Source organism: Stenotrophomonas maltophilia, from assembly GCF_006970445.1.
Lineage (GTDB): Bacteria > Pseudomonadota > Gammaproteobacteria > Xanthomonadales > Xanthomonadaceae > Stenotrophomonas > Stenotrophomonas maltophilia_AU.
On record NZ_CP033877.1, the window covers coordinates 211263 to 229467 of the forward strand.

The 18205-nt window shown below is 67.6% G+C and carries 16 protein-coding genes; 10 read left to right on the forward strand and 6 right to left on the reverse strand.

Going from position 1 to position 18205, the window contains the following annotated elements; translation table 11 throughout:
- Positions 1 to 61 precede the first annotated feature (61 nt).
- The gene (locus EGM71_RS00870) at positions 62 to 610 is read right to left on the reverse strand and encodes a DUF2059 domain-containing protein (protein WP_188487128.1); all 549 of its coding nucleotides are present in this window, start codon (positions 608 to 610) and stop codon (positions 62 to 64) included.
- A 113-nt stretch (positions 611 to 723) separates the two neighbouring features.
- Between EGM71_RS00870 and arfB the strand changes: the two genes are divergently transcribed.
- The 3 genes from arfB (at position 724) to dcp (ending at position 4031) form a co-directional block, all read left to right on the forward strand.
- Positions 724 to 1155: an alternative ribosome rescue aminoacyl-tRNA hydrolase ArfB gene (arfB, locus tag EGM71_RS00875; RefSeq protein ID WP_032962216.1), complete on the forward strand. Its 432-nt coding sequence runs from the start codon at positions 724 to 726 to the stop codon at positions 1153 to 1155.
- A gap of 46 nt (positions 1156 to 1201) precedes the next feature.
- Positions 1202 to 1762, forward strand: a complete 561-nt coding sequence (locus EGM71_RS00880) for a lysophospholipid acyltransferase family protein (RefSeq protein ID WP_223224572.1) — start codon at positions 1202 to 1204, stop codon at positions 1760 to 1762.
- A 112-nt stretch (positions 1763 to 1874) separates the two neighbouring features.
- The gene (dcp, locus tag EGM71_RS00885; RefSeq protein WP_188487131.1) at positions 1875 to 4031 is read left to right on the forward strand and encodes a peptidyl-dipeptidase Dcp; all 2157 of its coding nucleotides are present in this window, start codon (positions 1875 to 1877) and stop codon (positions 4029 to 4031) included.
- Between the two features lie 161 nt (positions 4032 to 4192).
- Here the strand turns inward: dcp and EGM71_RS00890 are convergent, their stop codons facing one another.
- Together EGM71_RS00890 and EGM71_RS00895 are read right to left on the reverse strand one after the other, a co-directional pair.
- The gene (locus EGM71_RS00890; RefSeq protein ID WP_004153636.1) at positions 4193 to 4639 is read right to left on the reverse strand and encodes a 3-dehydroquinate dehydratase; all 447 of its coding nucleotides are present in this window, start codon (positions 4637 to 4639) and stop codon (positions 4193 to 4195) included.
- Between the two features lie 3 nt (positions 4640 to 4642).
- Positions 4643 to 5044, reverse strand: coding sequence for a hypothetical protein (locus EGM71_RS00895; RefSeq protein WP_188487133.1), 402 nt, complete (start codon positions 5042 to 5044; stop codon positions 4643 to 4645).
- Between the two features lie 204 nt (positions 5045 to 5248).
- Here EGM71_RS00895 and lepB point away from each other — a divergent pair, with 204 nt between their 5' ends.
- Both lepB and EGM71_RS00905 read left to right on the forward strand, forming a co-directional pair.
- Complete coding sequence (gene lepB, locus EGM71_RS00900) at positions 5249 to 5875, forward strand: signal peptidase I (protein ID WP_188487135.1); 627 nt, start codon at positions 5249 to 5251, stop codon at positions 5873 to 5875.
- 124 nt (positions 5876 to 5999) lie between these two features.
- Entirely contained in the window at positions 6000 to 7256 is a 1257-nt protein-coding gene (locus EGM71_RS00905) for an MFS transporter (RefSeq protein ID WP_188487137.1), read from the forward strand.
- Positions 7257 to 7339: 83 nt separating this feature from the next.
- Here the strand turns inward: EGM71_RS00905 and EGM71_RS00910 are convergent, their stop codons facing one another.
- Both EGM71_RS00910 and EGM71_RS00915 read right to left on the reverse strand, forming a co-directional pair.
- A complete protein-coding gene (locus EGM71_RS00910; RefSeq protein ID WP_188487139.1) occupies positions 7340 to 8248 on the reverse strand; it encodes a LysR family transcriptional regulator in 909 nt (302 codons plus the stop codon).
- Between the two features lie 282 nt (positions 8249 to 8530).
- Complete coding sequence (locus EGM71_RS00915; protein WP_005407651.1) at positions 8531 to 9499, reverse strand: LysR family transcriptional regulator; 969 nt, start codon at positions 9497 to 9499, stop codon at positions 8531 to 8533.
- Between the two features lie 110 nt (positions 9500 to 9609).
- Between EGM71_RS00915 and aceB the strand changes: the two genes are divergently transcribed.
- From aceB to EGM71_RS00935, 4 genes are all read left to right on the forward strand, one after another.
- Entirely contained in the window at positions 9610 to 11247 is a 1638-nt protein-coding gene (aceB, locus tag EGM71_RS00920; RefSeq protein ID WP_188487141.1) for a malate synthase A, read from the forward strand.
- Between the two features lie 64 nt (positions 11248 to 11311).
- Positions 11312 to 12613, forward strand: a complete 1302-nt coding sequence (gene aceA, locus EGM71_RS00925) for an isocitrate lyase (RefSeq protein ID WP_004153647.1) — start codon at positions 11312 to 11314, stop codon at positions 12611 to 12613.
- Between the two features lie 419 nt (positions 12614 to 13032).
- Complete coding sequence (locus EGM71_RS00930; RefSeq protein ID WP_188487143.1) at positions 13033 to 14073, forward strand: GGDEF domain-containing protein; 1041 nt, start codon at positions 13033 to 13035, stop codon at positions 14071 to 14073.
- Positions 14074 to 14086: 13 nt separating this feature from the next.
- Entirely contained in the window at positions 14087 to 16579 is a 2493-nt protein-coding gene (locus tag EGM71_RS00935; RefSeq protein ID WP_430544068.1) for a putative peptide modification system cyclase, read from the forward strand.
- 7 nt (positions 16580 to 16586) lie between these two features.
- On the opposite strand, the gene EGM71_RS00940 is transcribed toward EGM71_RS00935, so the two are convergent.
- Complete coding sequence (locus EGM71_RS00940; protein ID WP_188487147.1) at positions 16587 to 16883, reverse strand: NHLP-related RiPP peptide; 297 nt, start codon at positions 16881 to 16883, stop codon at positions 16587 to 16589.
- A 138-nt stretch (positions 16884 to 17021) separates the two neighbouring features.
- On the opposite strand from EGM71_RS00940, the gene EGM71_RS00945 reads away from it, so the two are divergent.
- Entirely contained in the window at positions 17022 to 18188 is a 1167-nt protein-coding gene (locus tag EGM71_RS00945; protein WP_188487149.1) for a putative peptide maturation dehydrogenase, read from the forward strand.
- The last annotated feature ends 17 nt before the right edge of the window (positions 18189 to 18205 follow it).

Genomic DNA, 18205 nt, shown 5'->3' on the forward strand with positions numbered 1-18205 from the left:
GTGCCCGGCGGCGGCCTGATTCCCGTTGCGCTGGCATTGCCGGCCAGCGGCCGGCACTACCTCATTTCTTTTCCGGCTCGTTGACGATCGCTTCCAGGTCCTTCTGCAGGTCCGCGAACAGCGGCTGCATGCGGGCCTGGATCGCCACCATCACGTTCTGCATCAGGGCCGGGGTCTTGTCCAGCAGGCTCTGGCCGGCGGCGCTCTCGTAGAACTCGGCCATCGCCAGCACGTCTTCCTTGCTGAAGGTCTTCTTGTACAGGTCCACGTACATCGGCCGCAGCTGCTGCCAGGACATGGCCTGGCGCAGGGTCTGGCTGGTCCGTGCCTGGATCCGCTTCAGCTGTTCCTGCTGCTGGGCAGTGAGCTGGCGCTGCGCAGCCACCTGCTGGAACTGCTGCTGCTGCATGGCTTCGATCTGCGGCACCATGGTGTCGATCATGCTCTGCGCGCGCGAGGCCGACAGCAGGCGGTTGATGTCGCCGTCGGTCGGCGGGGCGGCCAGGGCCGGGACGCTGGCTACGGCCAGTGCCAGCAGCAGGGCGGCGCGGCGCAGCAGGGACGGCAGGGCGGGTGCGAAGCGGGTCATGCGGGGCTTCCTGCGGTACATGGGACGGCCAGCATACCCGCAGCCAAGGCGAAGGCGGCGTGTTCGGTGCCTGATCGGCGGCATACGGGGCGCGATGCCGCACTCTGTCGCGTGCCTGCCGCTACAATGCGCGGATGGGCAGTGGACCGGTCACCATCAGCGCGCAGCTTGAAATCCCCGACGGCGAGATCGTCGAGCGGTTCGTGCGTGCCAGTGGCGCCGGTGGCCAGAACGTCAACAAGGTTTCCACCGCGGTGGAACTGCGTTTCGACGTGGCCAACTCGCCCTCGTTGCCCGAACCGTTGCGCACGCGCCTGCTGGCGCGGCGTGACCGGCGCATGACCGGCGAAGGCGTGCTGGTCATCGACGCGCAACGATTCCGCACCCAGGATCGCAATCGCGAGGATGCGCGCGAGCGGCTGGCGGCCTTCATCCAGGCCGGGCTGAGCGTGCCCAAACCGCGCAAGGCCACCAAGCCGACCCTCGGGTCGAAACTGCGTCGTCTGGACGCCAAACGCGGGCGCGCGCAGATCAAGCGCGGGCGCTCATCACGTGACTGGGAGTGATTGCTTGAACAACCCGACTTCGTTGCTGCCGGCCGTGCCGCCGCAGATGCCACAGGTCAAACCCAATGCCTTCCTGCGCTGGCTGGCGCGCTGCACCCTGCGCATGGGTGGCTGGAAGGTGACCGGCACACTGCCTGACATCCCCAGGCTGGTCTTCATCATCGCCCCGCATTCGTCCAACTGGGACGGCCTGTGGGGCATGGCGGCGAAGATCGCGCTGGGCATGAAGGTGAAGGTGCTGGGCAAGGCATCGCTGTTCTGGTGGCCGCTGGGCCCGCTGCTGCACAAGCTGGGCGTGATCCCGCTCGATCGCAGCTCGCCGCAGGGCACGGTGGGCCAGGCGGTGGACCTGCTGCGCAACAACGAGAAGATGTGGTTCGCCATCACGCCCGAGGGCACCCGCAAGGCGGTGAAGGACTGGAAGGCCGGCTTCCTGAAGATCGCCCGGATGGCCGACGTGCCGATCCTGGCCGCGTATTTCCACTACCCCGAAAAGACCATCGGCATCGGCCCGGTGTTCACGCCGACCGGTGATGACGCTGCCGACATGGCCGCCATCCGCGAGTTCTACCGGCCGTGGATCGGCAAGACCCGCGGCACGGTCTGAGCCGGCCGCAAGGCCGCCGAATAGACGCCACGTCCGGCACATGCCGGGCGAGCGCGACAGGAGTAGGGTGGAGGGCTGGTATCCCGTACCGTCTGCCCAAGGAGCGTTTCACATGTCGCGTACCGTAGTCCTGGCCGCCGCCATCAGCCTGGCGCTGGCGGCCTGTTCCGGCAAGGAGTCCACCCCCGTGTCCGAAGCCCAGAAGACCCCGGCCCAGCAGCCGGCGGAAGCCTCCACCAATCCGCTGCTGAGCGCGAGCACGCTGCCGTTCCAGGCACCGCAGTTCGACAAGATCAAGGACAGCGATTACCTGCCGGCCTTCGAAGAAGGCATGCGCCAGCACCTGGCCGACGTGCGCAAGATCGCCGACAGCAGCGAGCCGGCCACCTTCGACAACACCATCGTGGCGATGGAGCGCAGCGGCGAGACCCTGACCCGCGTGTCGCGCATCTTCTTCGGCTTGGTCCAGGCCGACACCAATGATGCGCGCCAGAAGATCCAGGAAGAAGTGGCGCCGAAGCTGGCCGCGCACCAGGACGAGATCAATCTCGATCCGAAGCTGTTCGCGCGCGTGAAGTCGCTGTACGATCAGCGTGACACGCTGGAGCTGGACCCGGTGCAGAAGCGCCTGGTCGAGCACTACTACGACGGCCTGGTGCGCGCCGGTGCGCAGCTGTCCGACGCCGACAAGGCCAGCCTGCGCAAGCTCAACGTGGAAGAGACCACCCTTTCCACCCAGTTCCATACCCGCCTGGTGGCCGCCACCGCCGCTGCGGCCGTCGTTGTCGACGACAAGGCCAAGCTGGCCGGCCTGGACGAGGACGCGATCAACAACGCCGCCAACGCCGCCAAGGACCGCAAGCTGGATGGCAAGTTCCTGCTGCCGCTGCAGAACACCACCCAGCAGCCGGTGCTCGGCTCGCTGAGCGACCGCGACCAGCGCGCCGCCGTGCTGAAGGCTTCGGAAACCCGCGCCGAGCGTGGCGATGCCAACGACACCCGGCAGACCGTGCAGCGCCTGGCCCAGCTGCGTGCGCAGAAGGCCAAGCTGCTCGGCTTTGACACCTTCGCCGACTACCAGCTGGGCGACCAGATGGCCAAGACCCCGGCCGCCGCGCTCAAGCTGCTGACCGACACCGTGCCGGCCGCCACCGCCAAGGCGCGTGCCGAAGCCGGCGAGATCCAGAAGGTGATCGACGCGCAGAAGGGTGGGTTCCAGGTAGCCGCTTCGGACTGGGACTTCTACGCCGAGCAGGTGCGCAAGGCCAAATACGATCTGGATGAGTCGCAGATCAAGCCGTACTTCGAACTGGACAACGTGCTGCAGAACGGCGTCTTCTACGCTGCCACCCAGCTGTACGGCATCACCTTCAAGCCGCGCACCGACATTCCGACCTACAACCCGGACATGAAGGTGTACGAAGTGTTCGACAAGGACGGCACCTCGCTGGCGCTGTTCTACACCGACTACTTCAAGCGTGACAGCAAGTCCGGTGGCGCCTGGATGGACGTGTTCGTCGAACAGGATGGCCTGACCGGTGCCAAGCCGGTGGTCTACAACGTCTGCAACTTCACCAAGCCGGCCGCCGGCCAGCCTGCGCTGATCAGCTTCGACGACGTCACCACCATGTTCCATGAGTTCGGCCATGCGCTGCACGGCATGTTCTCGAACGTGAAGTACCCGTCGATCGCGGGCACCGCCACCTCGCGCGACTTCGTCGAGTTCCCGTCGCAGTTCAACGAGCACTGGGCACTGGATCCGAAGGTGTTCGCCAACTACGCCAAGCACTACAAGACCGGCGAGGCGATGCCGCAGGAACTGGTCGACAAGATCCTCAAGGCACGCAGCTTCAACCAGGGTTATGCGACCACCGAGTACCTGTCGGCCGCGCTGCTGGACCTGGCCTGGCATACGCAGAAGGCCGATGCGCCGCTGCAGGATGTCGGCGCCTTTGAAGCCAGCGCGCTGAAGAAGTTCAAGGTCGACCTGCCGCAGGTGCCGCCGCGCTACCGCACCACCTACTTCGACCACATCTGGGGTGGCGGTTACTCGGCCGGTTACTACGCCTACTTCTGGGCCGAAGTGCTCGACCATGACGCCTACCAGTGGTTCACCGAACACGGTGGCCTGACCGCCGCCAACGGCCAGGAATTCCGTGACAAGATCCTCTCGCGCGGCAACAGCGTGGAGCTGTCGACCCTGTACCGCGACTTCCGCGGCAAGGACCCGTCGGTGGAACCGCTGCTGAAGTTCCGCGGCCTGAAGTAAGCGTGACCTGAAGTACGAAAGAAATAACGGCGGGGGCACCCCCGCCGTTTTTCTTTCTGTAGCGTCGAGCCATGCTCGACGTTCTTCTGTAGAGCCGAGCCATGCTCGGCTGCCTTTCCACGAAAAGCCAGTCGAGCATGGCTCGACGCTACAGAAGCGCGTTATGTCCCCACGTGCACCCGGTTGGCCTGCTCGGCCAGGCCCAGGTGATCCAGCGCGATATCCAGCGCCAGCACATAGCTCTGCGCGCCATAGCCGGCAGCGATGCCCAGGCGCTGGCCTACACCGGCCGGCAGGCACGGCTCGGCTACCGCGCCGTCGTCATGCACTTCCACATAGGCGTTGTGCAGGTAGGGCAGCAGGCGCTGCAGGCGCAGGCTGTTGGCACACGCACCCGGGTCAAGCAGGGTCACCTCGCCGCGGCTGTGGTCGGCCACGCGCAGCGCATCGAGCAGTTCCTGTTCCGAGCCACAGGCACGGATCGCCACGCTGGTCCCGGCGTCGATCGCGCGATGCACCAGCGACTTCAGTACCGGCGCCGGCAGTGGCATCGCGGTGCGGATCAATGCGCCGGCGGCTTCCGGGCCGCGGATGATGAAGATCGACATGGCTCAGCCCTCCTGCGCCAGGCGGCGGCCAACGATGGCCAGCGACAACGGGTAGCCGGCCTGTTGGCTGCGCTGGTCGACCACCACGGCGGCGGGGCCGTGCTGCAGGCGCAGGCGAACATCCAGACCCGGCTCGCTGGGCGACTGCAGCTCAATGTACTGCGCCGGCAGCCGTTCCAGTGCTGCCTGCAGCGCGCCACCTTCGGCCTGCCATTGCGCTTCGTCGGCGGCACCGACATCCAGCAGTACCCAGTCGGCCGAGCGCGCCTGCGGCTGGCACAGGCACTGGCGTACCTCGGACAGGCTGGCGCAGTCGCTGCACAGCACGCGATGGCCGGCCAGCTGTGCCGGCAGCTGCGGGCGCGGCGCCGACGAAGATGCGTGGCGGATCACCAGGAGGGTCATACAACACCTTGCGGAATGCGCCCTTTGGCGCGGTGGGCACACGATGCGCGTGCTGCCCGTAAAGGTGCGATGCCCGCTGCCGGGCCGGGGCGTAAAACCTGCGTAACCCCTTTTGTAGTGCCGAGCCCATGCTCGAAGGGCGGCGCGGGAACCTCTCCCGCCCGGATGTGGTCTGATGCAGCTACCACTCACCCGGAGCCTGTCATGGATGCTGTTGCCCGTCCTCCCTTTTCCGAACGCGCGCTGGTCTGGCTGAAGAAGGAAGCATTGCCGCTGCTGGTGATGCTGGGCCTGCTCGCCGCCGCCCGCGATACCCTGGCCAACCACTACGTGGTGCCGAGTGGCTCGATGCAGCCGACCCTGCAGCCCGGCGACCGGGTGGTGGTGGACATGCGTGCCTATGGCCTGCGTCTGCCGTTCACCGGCAAGGAACTGATGCCCACCGGTGTTCCGCAGCGCGGTGAAGTGGCGGTGTTCGATTCACCGGCCGACGGCACCCGCCTGATCAAGCGCGTGGCGGCGGTGGCCGGTGACCATGTGCAGATGCGCGAGGGCCATCTGAGCATCAACGGCCAGCCGCTGCAGATCGCCGACCTGCAGGACGTGGAAGCCTTCGGCGAGCGCCGTGCCCGCCTCGACCTGGACATGGGCGGTGGTCCGGACATCGCCGATCTGGTGGTGCCGGCCGGCAAGGTGCTGGTGCTGGGTGACCACCGCGGCAACAGCTTCGACGGCCGCTTCTTCGGCTTCGTCGACGCCGACAAGCTCTACGGTCGTGCAGTGGCGGTGTACTACCGCTCCGGCGACGGCTTCGAGTGGCAGCAGCTGTAAGCTGAATTGATACTTTCTGCATATCAATCGTGACCTATCAGGTTATGGATCGACTGGATCGACCGGCCTAGTCTGAGGCCCGTTCCCTCCCATGCCCGGCCGTCCCCACCGGCCCATCGATCCCATGACTGGCGAAACCGTGGCGGCCGTCGAACGCCGCCCCCACACTGTCGATTCCAGTGCCGAGACCCGCATCCAGCAGGGTACGCCGGCCTTCCGCCGCACCGCGCTGGCGCTGTTCCTGGCCGGCTTCTCCACCTTCGGCCTGCTGTACACGGTGCAGCCGCTGCTGCCCGAGTTCAGCCGTCACTTCGGCGTTTCTGCTGCCGGCAGCGCGATGTCGTTGTCGCTGACCACCGGTACCCTGGCTGTGGCGATGCTGCTGGCCGGCCTGCTGTCCGATGCGGTCGGCCGTCGCCCGTTGATGATCGTCGCGTTGCTGGCCTCGGCCATGCTGTCGCTGAGCACGGCGCTGGTGGACGACTGGACCACGCTGCTGGTGCTGCGGACCCTGCTCGGCCTGGCGCTGAGCGGCGTGCCGGCAGTGGCGATGACCTACCTGGTGGAGGAAATGGACAGCCGCGCGCTGGGCCTGGCGATGGGCCTGTACATCGGCGGCAACGCCATCGGTGGCATGAGCGGGCGCCTGCTGGCCGGCATCATCGCCGACCACTGGGGCTGGCGCTGGGGCATCGGCGTGGTCTCGATCATCGCCGTGGCCAGCACCGTGCTGCTGTGGCTGCAGCTGCCGCCGTCGCGCCACTTCCATCCGCGTCGTGACGGCCTGCGCCAGTTGCCGTCGCGCTGGCGCACGCTGTTCGCCGACCCGGGCCTGCCGTGGCTGTTCGCCACCTCGTTCGTGCTGATGGGCGTGTTCGTCACCCTCTACAACTACCTGGGCTACCACCTGCTGGCGCCGCCGTACCACCTCAGCCAGACCGTGGTCGGCCTGATCTTCAGCGTCTACCTGGTGGGCACCTTCAGTTCGGCGTGGATGGGCCAGCAGGCGACGCGTTACGGACGCGGCCGCATCCTGTCGATCTCGTTCGCGCTGATCGGCGCCGGCATCGCGTTGCTGGCGATGCCGTGGCTGAGCACGATGGCACTGGGCATCGCGCTGGTGACCTTCGGCTTCTTCGGCGGCCACTCGGTGGCCAGCAGCTGGGTCGGCAGCCGCGCCGGTACGATGCGCGCCGAAGCCTCGGCGCTGTACCTGTTCGCCTACTACCTCGGGTCCAGCGTGCTGGGCGGAGTCGGTGGCCTGGCCTATGCGGCCTGGGATTGGCTGGGTGTGTGCCTGTTCGCCGCCGTGCTGACCCTGATCGGTGGTGGCATCGTCTGGGCGCTGCAGCAGCGCGCGCCGCAGCCGGTCACGGCTTGATCCTGCTCTGGTAGAGGCCGACCTTGGTCGGCGCTGTGGCCGTGGGCCAACCAAGGTTGGCCACTACCGGGTGGATTGCACGTTCACCCTTCGGCGAACGCTTCACGCAGCAGCCCGGCGAAGTTGCGGATCAGTGGCGTCACAGCCTCGCGATGCCACGCCAGCTGCACTTCCGAATGCGCGCCGGCATCGGCCAGCGCCACGAAGCGCGCGCCCTCCACCCGGATGTGATCGCAGGACGACGGCAGGATTGCCGCACCCAGACCGGCAGCCGCAAGACTGATCAATGTCGATGCCTCACCGGCTTCCTGCACGATGCGCGGAGTGAATCCGGCGGCCGCGCACAACGCGATCATGTGGTCATGGATGCCCGCACCGGCGCTGCGGCGGAATGCCACGAACGGCTCCTGCGCGAAATCGCGCAGCGACAGCGTGCCCTGCTTCGACAGCCTGCGCAGGGCAGGGTGGTCGGCATGCACGATCAGCGCCAACGGGTCGACGAACAGGCTGTGCGCCACCAGTTCTGGTGGCAGCGCGCGCTTGCGGATGATGCCCACGTCCAGGCTGCCGTCGAGCAGCGCATCGATCTGCTGCAGCGTGTTCATCTCGCTCAGCTGCAGCCGCACCTGCGGGTACTGCTGGCGGTAGCGCAGGATCGAACGCGGAATCTGCGGTGACAGTGGCGTCGCCCGGGTCAGGCCGATACGCAGTTCGCCCTGCTCGCCGCGCTGCGCGCGCTGCACCTCGTCCACCGCAGTCTCCACCTGCTGCACGATGGCGCGTGCACGTTCCTGCAGCAGCTCGCCCGCAGGCGTCAGCTGCACACGGCGATGGCTGCGCACGAACAGGCGGGCCCCGATCAGGTCTTCCAGCTGGCGGATCTGCTGGCTGAGCGGTGGCTGCGACATGCCCAGCCGCTCCGCCGCCTGTCCGAAGTGCAGCGTGTCGGCGACGGCAAGGAAGTAACGCAGATGGCGGAGTTCGATGGACATGGGGCCAGTTTATTCATCGTCAGCCGGAAATGGGGTCAGAGCCCGTTGCGCAGCAACGGGATCCGACCCCGCCAGATCGCGGGAATCTGTCAGAGGCGGGGCGGTGTGGGTGGGCAGGACCGTTGGCACCATGGATGGCGCCATCGAGCCCCCAGGGATGGGTTCACGGCGTGTCCTGCCCACCCACACCGCCCGGCCATCCCACGGATAGCCCGCTGTTGCTGTTGCCGGCCAGCGGCCGGCACTACCGCAGGTGCAGGGCGCAGCCCTGCCGAACACCCCTCACCGCTCGGAATGCCCGCTCTGGTCGTAATCGCGCGGACTGAACAACTCCGGCTGGATCAGCTCGATGAACGCCCGCGCCTGCGCCGACAACGCCTTGCCCCGGCGCACGATCACCCCGTAACTGCGTTCCGGGAACCAGCGCTTCATCGACCGCGCCGCCAGCCGCTCGCGGTCGGCCTCGTTCAGGCACAGCGCCGGCACGATGGAAATGCCCATGCCCATCGCCACGTACTGTTTGATCACCTCCCAGCCCCCCACCTCCAGCGCCACGGTGTAGGCGATGCGGTGGCGCTGGAACACCTGGTCGACCAGCCGGTAGGTGATCTGTCGCTTCGGCGGCAGCACCAGTGGATAGCGCGCGATGTCGGCCAGTTCCAGCTCGCCACCGCTGGCCAGCGGATGGTCGTGCGGCGCGATCAGCACCTGCTCGAAGCGGTAGGCCGGGGCGTAGCTGAGGTCGGCCGGCACATCGGTCATCGAACCGATCGCCAGGTCGGCGGCATCCTCGCGCAGCAGGTCGGTGCCGTCGGCGCTGATCGCGTTGTGCAGGGTCAGGCGCACGTCCGGGTGGTGCAGGCGGAAGCGTTCGACGATCTTCGGCAGCAGGTACAGGATGGTCGAGCTGTTGGCGGCGATGTTCAGCTCGCCCGCGTCCAGGCCGCGCACCTTGTCGCGGAAGCGCGCCTCCAGACCGTCCAGGTTCTCCACCAGCGGCTGCGCCATCTCGTACAGCAGCTGGCCTTCGCGGCTGGGCACCAGGCGCCGCCCGCTGCGCTCGAACAATGGCACCCCCAGCTCGCGTTCCAGGGCCTGCAACTGCAGGCTGATCGCCGGCTGGCTGACGAAAAGCGCCTCAGCCGCCCGTGAGACCGAGCCCAGGCGCACGGTCTGGCAGAACGCGCGCAGCGGCTTCAGCCGGTCGGATTTGTAGGAAAAACGAGGGCTTGGCGGGGTGCGTGTGCTCATCGTGTCACAAGTATTAGCACAACTTATGTAGAACATTGCAAAAACTGTTTTGCCAAATACTCAAATCCAGCGGCACCGTGGAGGCGTTCCCCCACCGCTGGAGTCGCCCCATGTCCGCCGTCGCTTCCGCTGTTCCCACCCCCGCCACCAAGGCCACCCCCGGCATCGCCCTGGCGACCCGCGTGGCTGGCCAGGACACCCTGCTGCCGGCGCCGCTGCTGGCCCTGCTGGTGTCGCTGCACCGCGCGGTGGAACCGGGCCGGCAGGCACGGCTGCAGGCCCGTCGCGGGCGCCAGGCGTTCTTCGACCAGGGCGGCCTGCCGGACTTCCGCGAAGACACCACCGCGATCCGCAGCGGCGACTGGACCGTCGCGCCACTGCCGGCCGCGCTGCAGGACCGCCGCGTCGAGATCACCGGCCCGACCGATCCGAAGATGGTCATCAACGCGCTGAACTCGGGCGCCAAGGTGTTCATGGCCGACTTCGAGGATTCGACCTCGCCGACCTGGCGCAACCTGCTGGCCGGCCAGCAGTCGCTGGCCGCTGCGGTGCGCGGCGAGCTGGAATACACCGCACCGGCGTCCAACGGGAAGGCCGGCAAGCACTACCGCCTGCGCCCGTACGACGAGCAGGCGGTGCTGATCGTGCGCCCGCGTGGCTGGCACCTGGACGAGAAGCATGTGCGCATCGATGGCCAGTTCATTGCCGGTGGCCTGTTCGACGCGGCGGTGTTCGCCTTCCACAACGCCCGCACCCTGCAGGCGAAGGATCGTGGCCCGTACTTCTACCTGCCCAAGCTGCAGAGCATGGAAGAGGCGGCGCTGTGGGAGACCGCGCTGTCGCACATCGAGGGCATGCTCGGCCTGCCGCACGGCCAGATCAAGGTGACCGTGCTGATTGAAACCTTGCCGGCAGTGTTCGAGATGGACGAGATCCTGCACGCGCTGCGTGACCGCATCGTCGGCCTGAACTGCGGGCGCTGGGATTACATCTTCTCGTACCTGAAGACCTTCCGCCGCCATGCCGACCGCGTGCTGCCCGAGCGCGGCCAGGTGACCATGACCCAGCCGTTCCTGAAGGCGTATTCGGAACTGCTGATCCAGACCTGCCACCGCCGCGGTGCGCATGCGATGGGCGGCATGGCCGCGCAGATCCCGATCAACAACGATGCCGCTGCCAACGAACAGGCGATGGCCCGCGTGCGCGCCGACAAGCTGCGTGAAGTCAGCGCCGGCCACGACGGCACCTGGGTCGCGCACCCGGCGCTGATTCCGGTGGCGATGGCGATCTTCGACGAGCACATGCCCGGTGCGAACCAGCACAGCGTGCTGCGCCAGGATGTGCGCGTCGGCCGCGACGAACTGATCGCGCGGCCGCCGGGCACCATCACCCGCGCCGGATTCGAAGGCAACGTGGAAGTCTGCGTGCGCTATCTGGCGGCGTGGCTGGATGGCAACGGCTGCGTGCCGATCCACCACCTGATGGAGGACGCGGCCACCGCCGAGATCAGCCGCAGCCAGCTGTGGCAGTGGCTGCATACGCCGGGCCAGCAGCTGGACGATGGCACCGCGATCGACCTGGCCCTGCTGGATTCCACCCTGTCGCAGCTGCCGGCACGGCTGGGCGATAACGCTGCGTTGCCCGGTGGCGCGCGCATCAGCGAGGCCATCGCCCTGCTCGGCGAACTGAGCCGCAGCGAAGAACTGACCGATTTCCTGACCCTGCCGGCCTACGCGCGCATCGATTGACTGCCGCCCGCGTCTACCGCCGTTTCCCTCCCCGCTGCACGCACGAACCGAACTGGAGAAAGACATGAGCAAGCTGCCCACTGCCGAACAGATCCAGCACGACTGGGATACCAACCCGCGTTGGGAAGGCATCCAGCGCAACTACAGCGCCGCCGACGTGGTGCGCCTGCGCGGCACCGTCCACATCGAGCATTCGCTGGCCCGCCTGGGTGCGGAGAAGCTGTGGGCGTCGCTGCATGAGCGCGAGTTCGTCAACGCGCTGGGTGCACTGACCGGCAACCAGGCCATGCAGCAGGTCAAGGCCGGCCTGAAGGCGATCTACCTGTCCGGTTGGCAGGTGGCGGCCGACGCCAACCTGGCCGGCCAGATGTATCCGGACCAGTCGCTGTACCCGGCCGATTCGGTGCCGGCGGTGGTCAAACGCATCAACAACACGCTGCTGCGCGCCGACCAGCTGCACCACGCCGAAGGCAAGGATGACATCGACTTCCTGCAGCCGATCGTGGCCGATGCCGAGGCCGGCTTCGGCGGCGTGCTCAACGCCTTCGAACTGATGAAGGCGATGATCGAGGCCGGTGCCGCCGGCGTGCACTTCGAGGACCAGCTGGCCTCGGTGAAGAAGTGCGGCCACATGGGTGGCAAGGTGCTGGTGCCGACCCGCGAGGCGATCGAGAAGCTCAACGCCGCGCGCCTGGCTGCCGACGTGCTGGGCGTGCCGACCCTGCTGGTGGCGCGTACCGACGCCGAAGCGGCCGATCTGCTGACCAGCGACATCGACGGCAACGACAAGCCGTTCGCCACCGGCGAGCGCACGGTGGAAGGCTTCTACAAGACCCGCAACGGCCTGGACCAGGCGATCAGCCGTGGCCTGGCCTATGCACCGTATGCCGACCTGGTGTGGTGCGAGACCGGCAAGCCCGACCTGGAATTCGCACGCAAGTTCGCCGAGGCGATCCATGCGAAGTTCCCGGGCAAGCTGCTGGCCTACAACTGCTCGCCCAGCTTCAACTGGAAGAAGAACCTGGACGACGCCACCATCGCCAAGTTCCAGCGCGAACTGGGCAGCTATGGCTACAAGTTCCAGTTCATCACCCTGGCTGGTTTCCATGCGCTGAACTACGGCATGTTCAATCTGGCCCACGGCTACGCACGCCGCCAGATGAGCGCGTTCGTGGAACTGCAGGAAGCCGAATTCGAAGCGGCCGAGCGCGGCTTCACTGCGGTCAAGCATCAGCGTGAGGTCGGTACCGGCTATTTCGATGCGGTGACCCAGGCGATCCAGCAGGGCCAGTCGTCGACCACCGCGCTGACCGGCTCGACCGAGGAGGAGCAGTTCCACGGCGGGCGCAGCGAACGCGCCGCATGATGCGGTAGTGCCGGCCGCTGGCCGGCAACCACGTGCTCCTTCGGGCACCGCAGGGAAGCCGGCCAGCGGCCGGCACTACCGGAGCCCCGAAATCCGATCAGGGTGGCCAGGGAAGGGCCAGACAACGCCGGCCGGTCGGGGGACCTGCCGGCGTTGTTGTATCGATGCAAGGGTGCAGCGCGCGGGCAGCGTCAATCAGGCGCACCCCCGGCCCCGGCAACTTGGCCGAAACCCTGTGAAACCCGGCATCGGATTGATCCAGCAGGAGTTTTGCCCGGACACCCGTGACCAGAACGGGCCACCACCGATCTTCACATCAATCAAGATCGGCAGAAGGGTCAAAATGAGATAGGGCGCACACTTTAAAGCGGTGCTATGCTCCGCGGCTCACCAGGGGACGCTGGCGGCGGGTGCAGGGAATGACCGGCAGGGGTGCGGCCGAGAACAGTGATGTGACGACAGGTATCGCCCGGGTGGCGATGGCCGAGATCGTGCACGCTCTGTTGTCAGATGCCGAGGTGGCATTGTTTGCCAGATTCGCCCGCGCATGCAAGCTCCGTGCCGGACAGTGGCTGTTCCAGCGTGGCCACCGCGGCGAGCGCATGTATGTGATCCTCGAAGGCCAGATCGAACTGGACTTCGGCGAGGACCTGGTGATCAAGACGCTCGGGCAGCACGAGTTCTTCGGAGAACTGGGCCTGCTGGTCGGCGACCACCTGCGCAGCGCCAGTGCGCGCGCGCTGGTCGACTGCGATGTGCTGGAACTGGGGCCGGCTGATTTCCATCGGCTGGTCGAATCCGATCCCGGGCTGGTGGCCTACTTCCTGCGCCGCACGATCATGCGCGTGCTGACCAACGAGCAGGCACTGATCAGCCAGTTGCGCCGGCGCAACCACGATCTGGAAACCGCGCTGGACAACCTCTACATCACCACCCACCAGCTGACCCACACCCGTGAGCTGGTGCGCACCGATGAACTGACCGGCCTGCACAACCGCCGTGGCCTCACCCTGTACCTGCAGGAGTGCCGTGAGCATGCCGAGGGGCCGCCGCAGGCGCTGCTGCTGATCGACTGCGACCGTTTCAAGCAGATCAACGACCGCCACGGCCACCAGGCCGGCGACCGCGTGCTGCAGAGCATGGGCAACATCCTGCGCTCGATGGCCGGCGAACAGGACCTGGCCTGCCGGCTCGGCGGCGATGAGTTCTGCCTGATGCTGCGCCGTGGCAACCACGAGATCGTGCAGCACGCCGCCGAGTTCATCCTCAGCGCGGTGCACGGCCTGCTAGAGCGCAGCCATGGCACGCCGCACGTAAGCCTGGTCAGCATCGGAGCCAGCCTGCTGGATGCCGACGCGGACTGGAGCGAGTGGTATGCCAGCGCCGATCGGGCGCTGTACCGGGCCAAGCGCGATGGCGGCAACTGCCTGCGCTGGGTGGATGATCCGGACGACCAATAGGGAGATGCAGGCGATGAATGGCGACAACGGAACGTCAGCCCCGCATAGCCCACAGCTACGCGCCCTGCTGTTCACCGATCTGTGTGATTCGCTGCAACTGGTCGAGCGGATCGGCGATGTGGCGGCGGCGAGCCTGTTCCAGGAACACGACCGCCTGGTGCTGGTGCTGCAGCACCGCTGGAATGGCCAGCTGATCGATCGCTCCGACGGCCTGTTCATGCTGTTCGAGCGCGCCATCGATGCATTGGGCTTCGCCCTGGACTACCAGCGCGAACTGCATGCGCTGGGCCAGCAGCGCGCGATTGAACTGCGCGCGCGTGCCGGCCTGCACGTGGGTGACGTGCTGACCTGGGAAAACAGTGCCGAGGCGGTCCGCGTCGGCGCCAAGTCGATGGAAGTGGAAGGCCTGGCCAAGCCGATGGCGGCGCGCCTGATGATGCTGGCCCGCCCCGGCCAGATCCTGTTGTCGGCGGTAGCCGAATCGCTGACCCGCCGTGCCACCGATGCACTGGGCGAGCGCGGTACGCGCCTGCTGTGGAAATCGCACGGGCGCTGGCGCTTCAAGGGCGTGCCGGTGGTGCAGGAAGTGATCGAAGTGGGCGAGATCGGTGCGGCGCCGTTGCGCATGCCGCGCGCCAATGCCAAGGCGCGCCGTGACCTGCCGTTGTGGCGGCAGCCGCTGGTGCTGGCCGCTGAAGGTCTGGTACTGACGGTGGTGGTGCTGGGCGGCTGGCTGCTGCTGCGGCCGGAACCGGCAATCGCGTTTGCCGAGCGCGACTGGGTGGTGCTCGGCGATGTCGACAACCTCACCGGCGACCCGATCTTCGACGACTCGATGCGGCACGCGATCCGGATTGCGCTGGAGCAGTCGCGTTACGTGAACGTGCTGTCGGAGGGCAAGATCCGCGAAAGCCTGGAAATGGCGCGGCTCTCGGGCGATACCCGGCTCAACCGCGATACCGCGGCCGACGTGGCGGTGCGTGAGGGTGCGCGCGCCGTGCTGTTGCCAACCGTGCGGCAGAAGATCGGTGGCTACGAGCTGGCCATCGATGTCGCTGCACCCGGCACCGGCCAGGTGATCCAGACGTTCACCGCCACCGTGGATCGATCCGATCAGATGGTGTTCGCGGTGGACGATGTGGTCGGGCGCCTGCGGCGCGGACTGGGCGAATCGGTGGCGAGCCTGGAACAGTCGTTGCCGCTGCCGCGGGCATCGACCCAGGACCTGCGCGCACTGCGTGCATTCGCGCTGGCGGAAAGTGCACTGGGCCAGCGTCGCTTCGAGGAAGCACGCAACCTCTACCAGGCCGCGATCGATATCGATCCTGGTTTCGCCCTGGCCTACATGGGCGTGGCCAAACTGCATGCGCGCGTCGAGGAAGGGCGGCGCGCACGCGAAGCCATGCAGCACGCGCTGGACCTGCAGGATCGGCTGCCGCCGCGCGAGCGGCTGTACCTGAAAGCCTGGATGGCCGAGCTGGAGCCGGGCGGCTGGGCGCTGGAGCAATGGCGCACCCTGGCCAAGGTCTATCCGGATTCGTTCGCGGGGCTGTCCAACACGTCCTGGTACCTGCTGCAGGCCAACCAGTTCAGCGAGGCCGAACCCTATGCGCGTGCGGCCGCAGTGCCGCAGGATCCGCTGCGGCTGTATCCGCTGGTCCATCTGGTGCGGATACAGATCGCCGCCAACCAACCGCAGCTTGCCGCCGAAACACTGGCCCAGGCGCAGGTCCTGCGCGGTCGTGATGATGCTGATGAGACCGGCGTGGATGTGCTGGTGGCGCAGGGGCAGTACGCGAAGGCCGCGAAGCTGTTGCCGCAGATCCATGCCAGCGATGCCCTGCAGCAGCGGATGAAGCTGCGTGCGCAGCTCCTGCTGGCTGCCGCGCAGCGCGATTGCGCGGCCATGCAGCAGGCGGTACGCGAAGATGCACCGGCGCCGACGCTGATCGACCTCCAGGTACAGCGGCGCCTGCAGCACGCCAGCGTGGCGGCATTGTGCCCGGGCGCTGACCGCGCCGAGCTGCAGGCCATTGCCGCGCTGCTGCAGCCGATGCTGCAGGAGCGCGATGATCCCATGCTGCATGCCCGTGGCCTGCAGTGGCTGGCGCTGGTCCACCTGGCGCAGCGGCAGGGCCAGTTCGAACTGGCCAGGCGCTGGCTGGACGAGCAGCGGCCCCTGCTGCGCAGCCTGCGCAGTCCGGTCGCGGACCGCTGGCTGCGCATCGTCAGCGCCATGGATGAGCTGCAGTTGCAGCGGCCCGAGGCTGCCCGCACCCTGATCGAGCCGATGCTCGATGGCAACGAGCCGGTGCAGGCGCACGTCGTGCTGCTGCTCGCGCTGCGCGCACAGGGCGATGAAGCCGCCGTACGCCGCCAGCAGGCCTGGCTGGCCCAGCATCGCGGCCAGGCCATTGCCGAGGTCACTGCCCTGCAGGTGTGGCAACCGCTGAACGTATATGACGTCTCCACGTGGGCAACGCCGGCCACGGCCGGCGCACCCTGATGGCGGGTCAGCCGTCGATGCGCTCGCCGACCTTGCCGGCTTCGAAGCAGAACACCACGGTCATGGCCGCCACCGACCCGGACAGGTGGGCCTGCAGCCCATCACGCACTCGGCTCAGCTCCTCGACCGAGGCCAGGGTGCCGATCTTCATGCAGTCGTTCTCGCCGACCGCACCGTCCAGGCCGATCGAGGCCAGGGCCTTGGCCGGCGAAGCGGTGAAGTGGCTGCGGAAGTCGTCGTTGCCGATCAGGTGGTCCAGCAGGGTGCTGGCGTCTGCGGCGGAAAGGCGGGGATGGGTGCTCATGGGGATCGTCCGTAGGTGGAGTTTCTCGTATCGGCCGCGACAGCCTGCCATTGAGGGCCGCGCTGTGCACGTCGCTAAAGTTGGCCGCGCTGCGGTCGTTGCTGCTATGCCGGTTGTGCGGCAGAAGGAAGGAAACCCATGCGCCTGCGCCGCTGCGCCAGCCTGATGTTCGAGCCCCGCGAGGCGGTCACCCTTGACCTGCGCGCGATGCTGGCCGGCCAGGCCGAGATGGACAGCCAGATCAGCTGGGTAGCCCTGGCTGCCCATCTGGACCAGCCGCTGCCGGTGGACGCCGAGGAGCGCCAGCTGCTGGGCGAGCTCAGCGCGCACCGCTGGAGTGAACCGCCCGCCGATGCCTCCCCGGCCATGCTGGCCCGCCTGGTCGAGCAGGGCCTGCTGCTGACCGACCCGCCCAGCGAGGTGGGGCACCAGCTGCGCGACGAGGCGCTGCGGCGCAGCCAGTGGTGGCCACTGGCCGCGCTGGCCCATCGCCACGCGCGCTGGCAGGCCGTGGACAGCGTGGAGGACATGCGTCGGCAGGGGTTGGATACCGCTGCCGGCCTGCGCCAGCGCCTCGGGCCGCCGCCACCCGTGGTGCAGCCCATGCAGGGCGATTACCAGCCCCTGCCGCGCAGCGAAGAGGCCGCGTTCGACGCACTGCTGGCGCGCCGCACCACCTGCCGCAACTTCGACCCGCAGCGCGCGCTGCCGCTGCCGCTGCTGGCCCAGGTGCTGCAGCGCACGCTGATGGCCCAGGCGGTGCAGAAGGTCGAGCGCGATACCGAGTTCCTGAAGAAGAACGTGCCCTCCGGTGGTGGCCTGCACCCCACCGAAGGCTTCCTGCTGGTGCAGAACGTGGAAGGACTGGTACCGGGCCTGTACCACTACCACCCGGTGCAGCACGCCGTGCTGCCGCTGCCCTCGCCACCGCCGCAGGCACTGCCGGCGCTGGCGCGGCGGATGCTGTCCGGGCAGGAGTGGTTCGCCGATGCGCCGGCGCTGCTGGTGCTGGCGCCGCGTTATGACCGCTGCTTCTGGAAGTACCGCAACCACGCCAAGGCGCACCGTGCGGTGACGCTGGATGTCGGCCACATCTCGCAGCTGCTGTATCTGTGCGCGACCGAGCGCGGGCTGGCGGCGTTCGTGACAGCGGCCATCAACGACGCCGATGTCGATCGCGCCTTCGGCTTCGATGGCATCGGCCAGAGCGCGATGGCCATCTGTGGCCTGGGCTGGCGCAGTGCCACGCTGGACACGGCCGAATTCGATCCCGCCGGGCGGGTGGCGACGGGCGACGACCGCTGAGCGGCCGCCGCCCCGGC

Excerpts from the sequence above, each read along its gene's own strand:
- EGM71_RS00895 (WP_188487133.1), bottom strand. The coding sequence starts at position 5,044 with ATGACCCTCCTGGTGATCCGCCACGCATCTTCGTCGGCGCCGCGCCCG.
- EGM71_RS00870 (WP_188487128.1), bottom strand. The coding sequence starts at position 610 with ATGTACCGCAGGAAGCCCCGCATGACCCGCTTCGCACCCGCCCTGCCG.
- EGM71_RS00915 (WP_005407651.1), bottom strand. The coding sequence starts at position 9,499 with ATGAGCACACGCACCCCGCCAAGCCCTCGTTTTTCCTACAAATCCGAC.
- EGM71_RS00940 (WP_188487147.1), bottom strand. The coding sequence starts at position 16,883 with ATGAGCACCCATCCCCGCCTTTCCGCCGCAGACGCCAGCACCCTGCTG.
- dcp (WP_188487131.1), top strand. The coding sequence starts at position 1,875 with ATGTCGCGTACCGTAGTCCTGGCCGCCGCCATCAGCCTGGCGCTGGCG.
- EGM71_RS00910 (WP_188487139.1), bottom strand. The coding sequence starts at position 8,248 with ATGTCCATCGAACTCCGCCATCTGCGTTACTTCCTTGCCGTCGCCGAC.
- EGM71_RS00945 (WP_188487149.1), top strand. The coding sequence starts at position 17,022 with ATGCGCCTGCGCCGCTGCGCCAGCCTGATGTTCGAGCCCCGCGAGGCG.
- EGM71_RS00880 (WP_223224572.1), top strand. The coding sequence starts at position 1,202 with ATGCCACAGGTCAAACCCAATGCCTTCCTGCGCTGGCTGGCGCGCTGC.
- arfB (WP_032962216.1), top strand. The coding sequence starts at position 724 with ATGGGCAGTGGACCGGTCACCATCAGCGCGCAGCTTGAAATCCCCGAC.
- EGM71_RS00890 (WP_004153636.1), bottom strand. The coding sequence starts at position 4,639 with ATGTCGATCTTCATCATCCGCGGCCCGGAAGCCGCCGGCGCATTGATC.
- EGM71_RS00935 (WP_430544068.1), top strand. The coding sequence starts at position 14,087 with ATGAATGGCGACAACGGAACGTCAGCCCCGCATAGCCCACAGCTACGC.
- lepB (WP_188487135.1), top strand. The coding sequence starts at position 5,249 with ATGGATGCTGTTGCCCGTCCTCCCTTTTCCGAACGCGCGCTGGTCTGG.
- EGM71_RS00905 (WP_188487137.1), top strand. The coding sequence starts at position 6,000 with ATGACTGGCGAAACCGTGGCGGCCGTCGAACGCCGCCCCCACACTGTC.
- aceB (WP_188487141.1), top strand. The coding sequence starts at position 9,610 with ATGTCCGCCGTCGCTTCCGCTGTTCCCACCCCCGCCACCAAGGCCACC.
- EGM71_RS00930 (WP_188487143.1), top strand. The coding sequence starts at position 13,033 with ATGACCGGCAGGGGTGCGGCCGAGAACAGTGATGTGACGACAGGTATC.
- aceA (WP_004153647.1), top strand. The coding sequence starts at position 11,312 with ATGAGCAAGCTGCCCACTGCCGAACAGATCCAGCACGACTGGGATACC.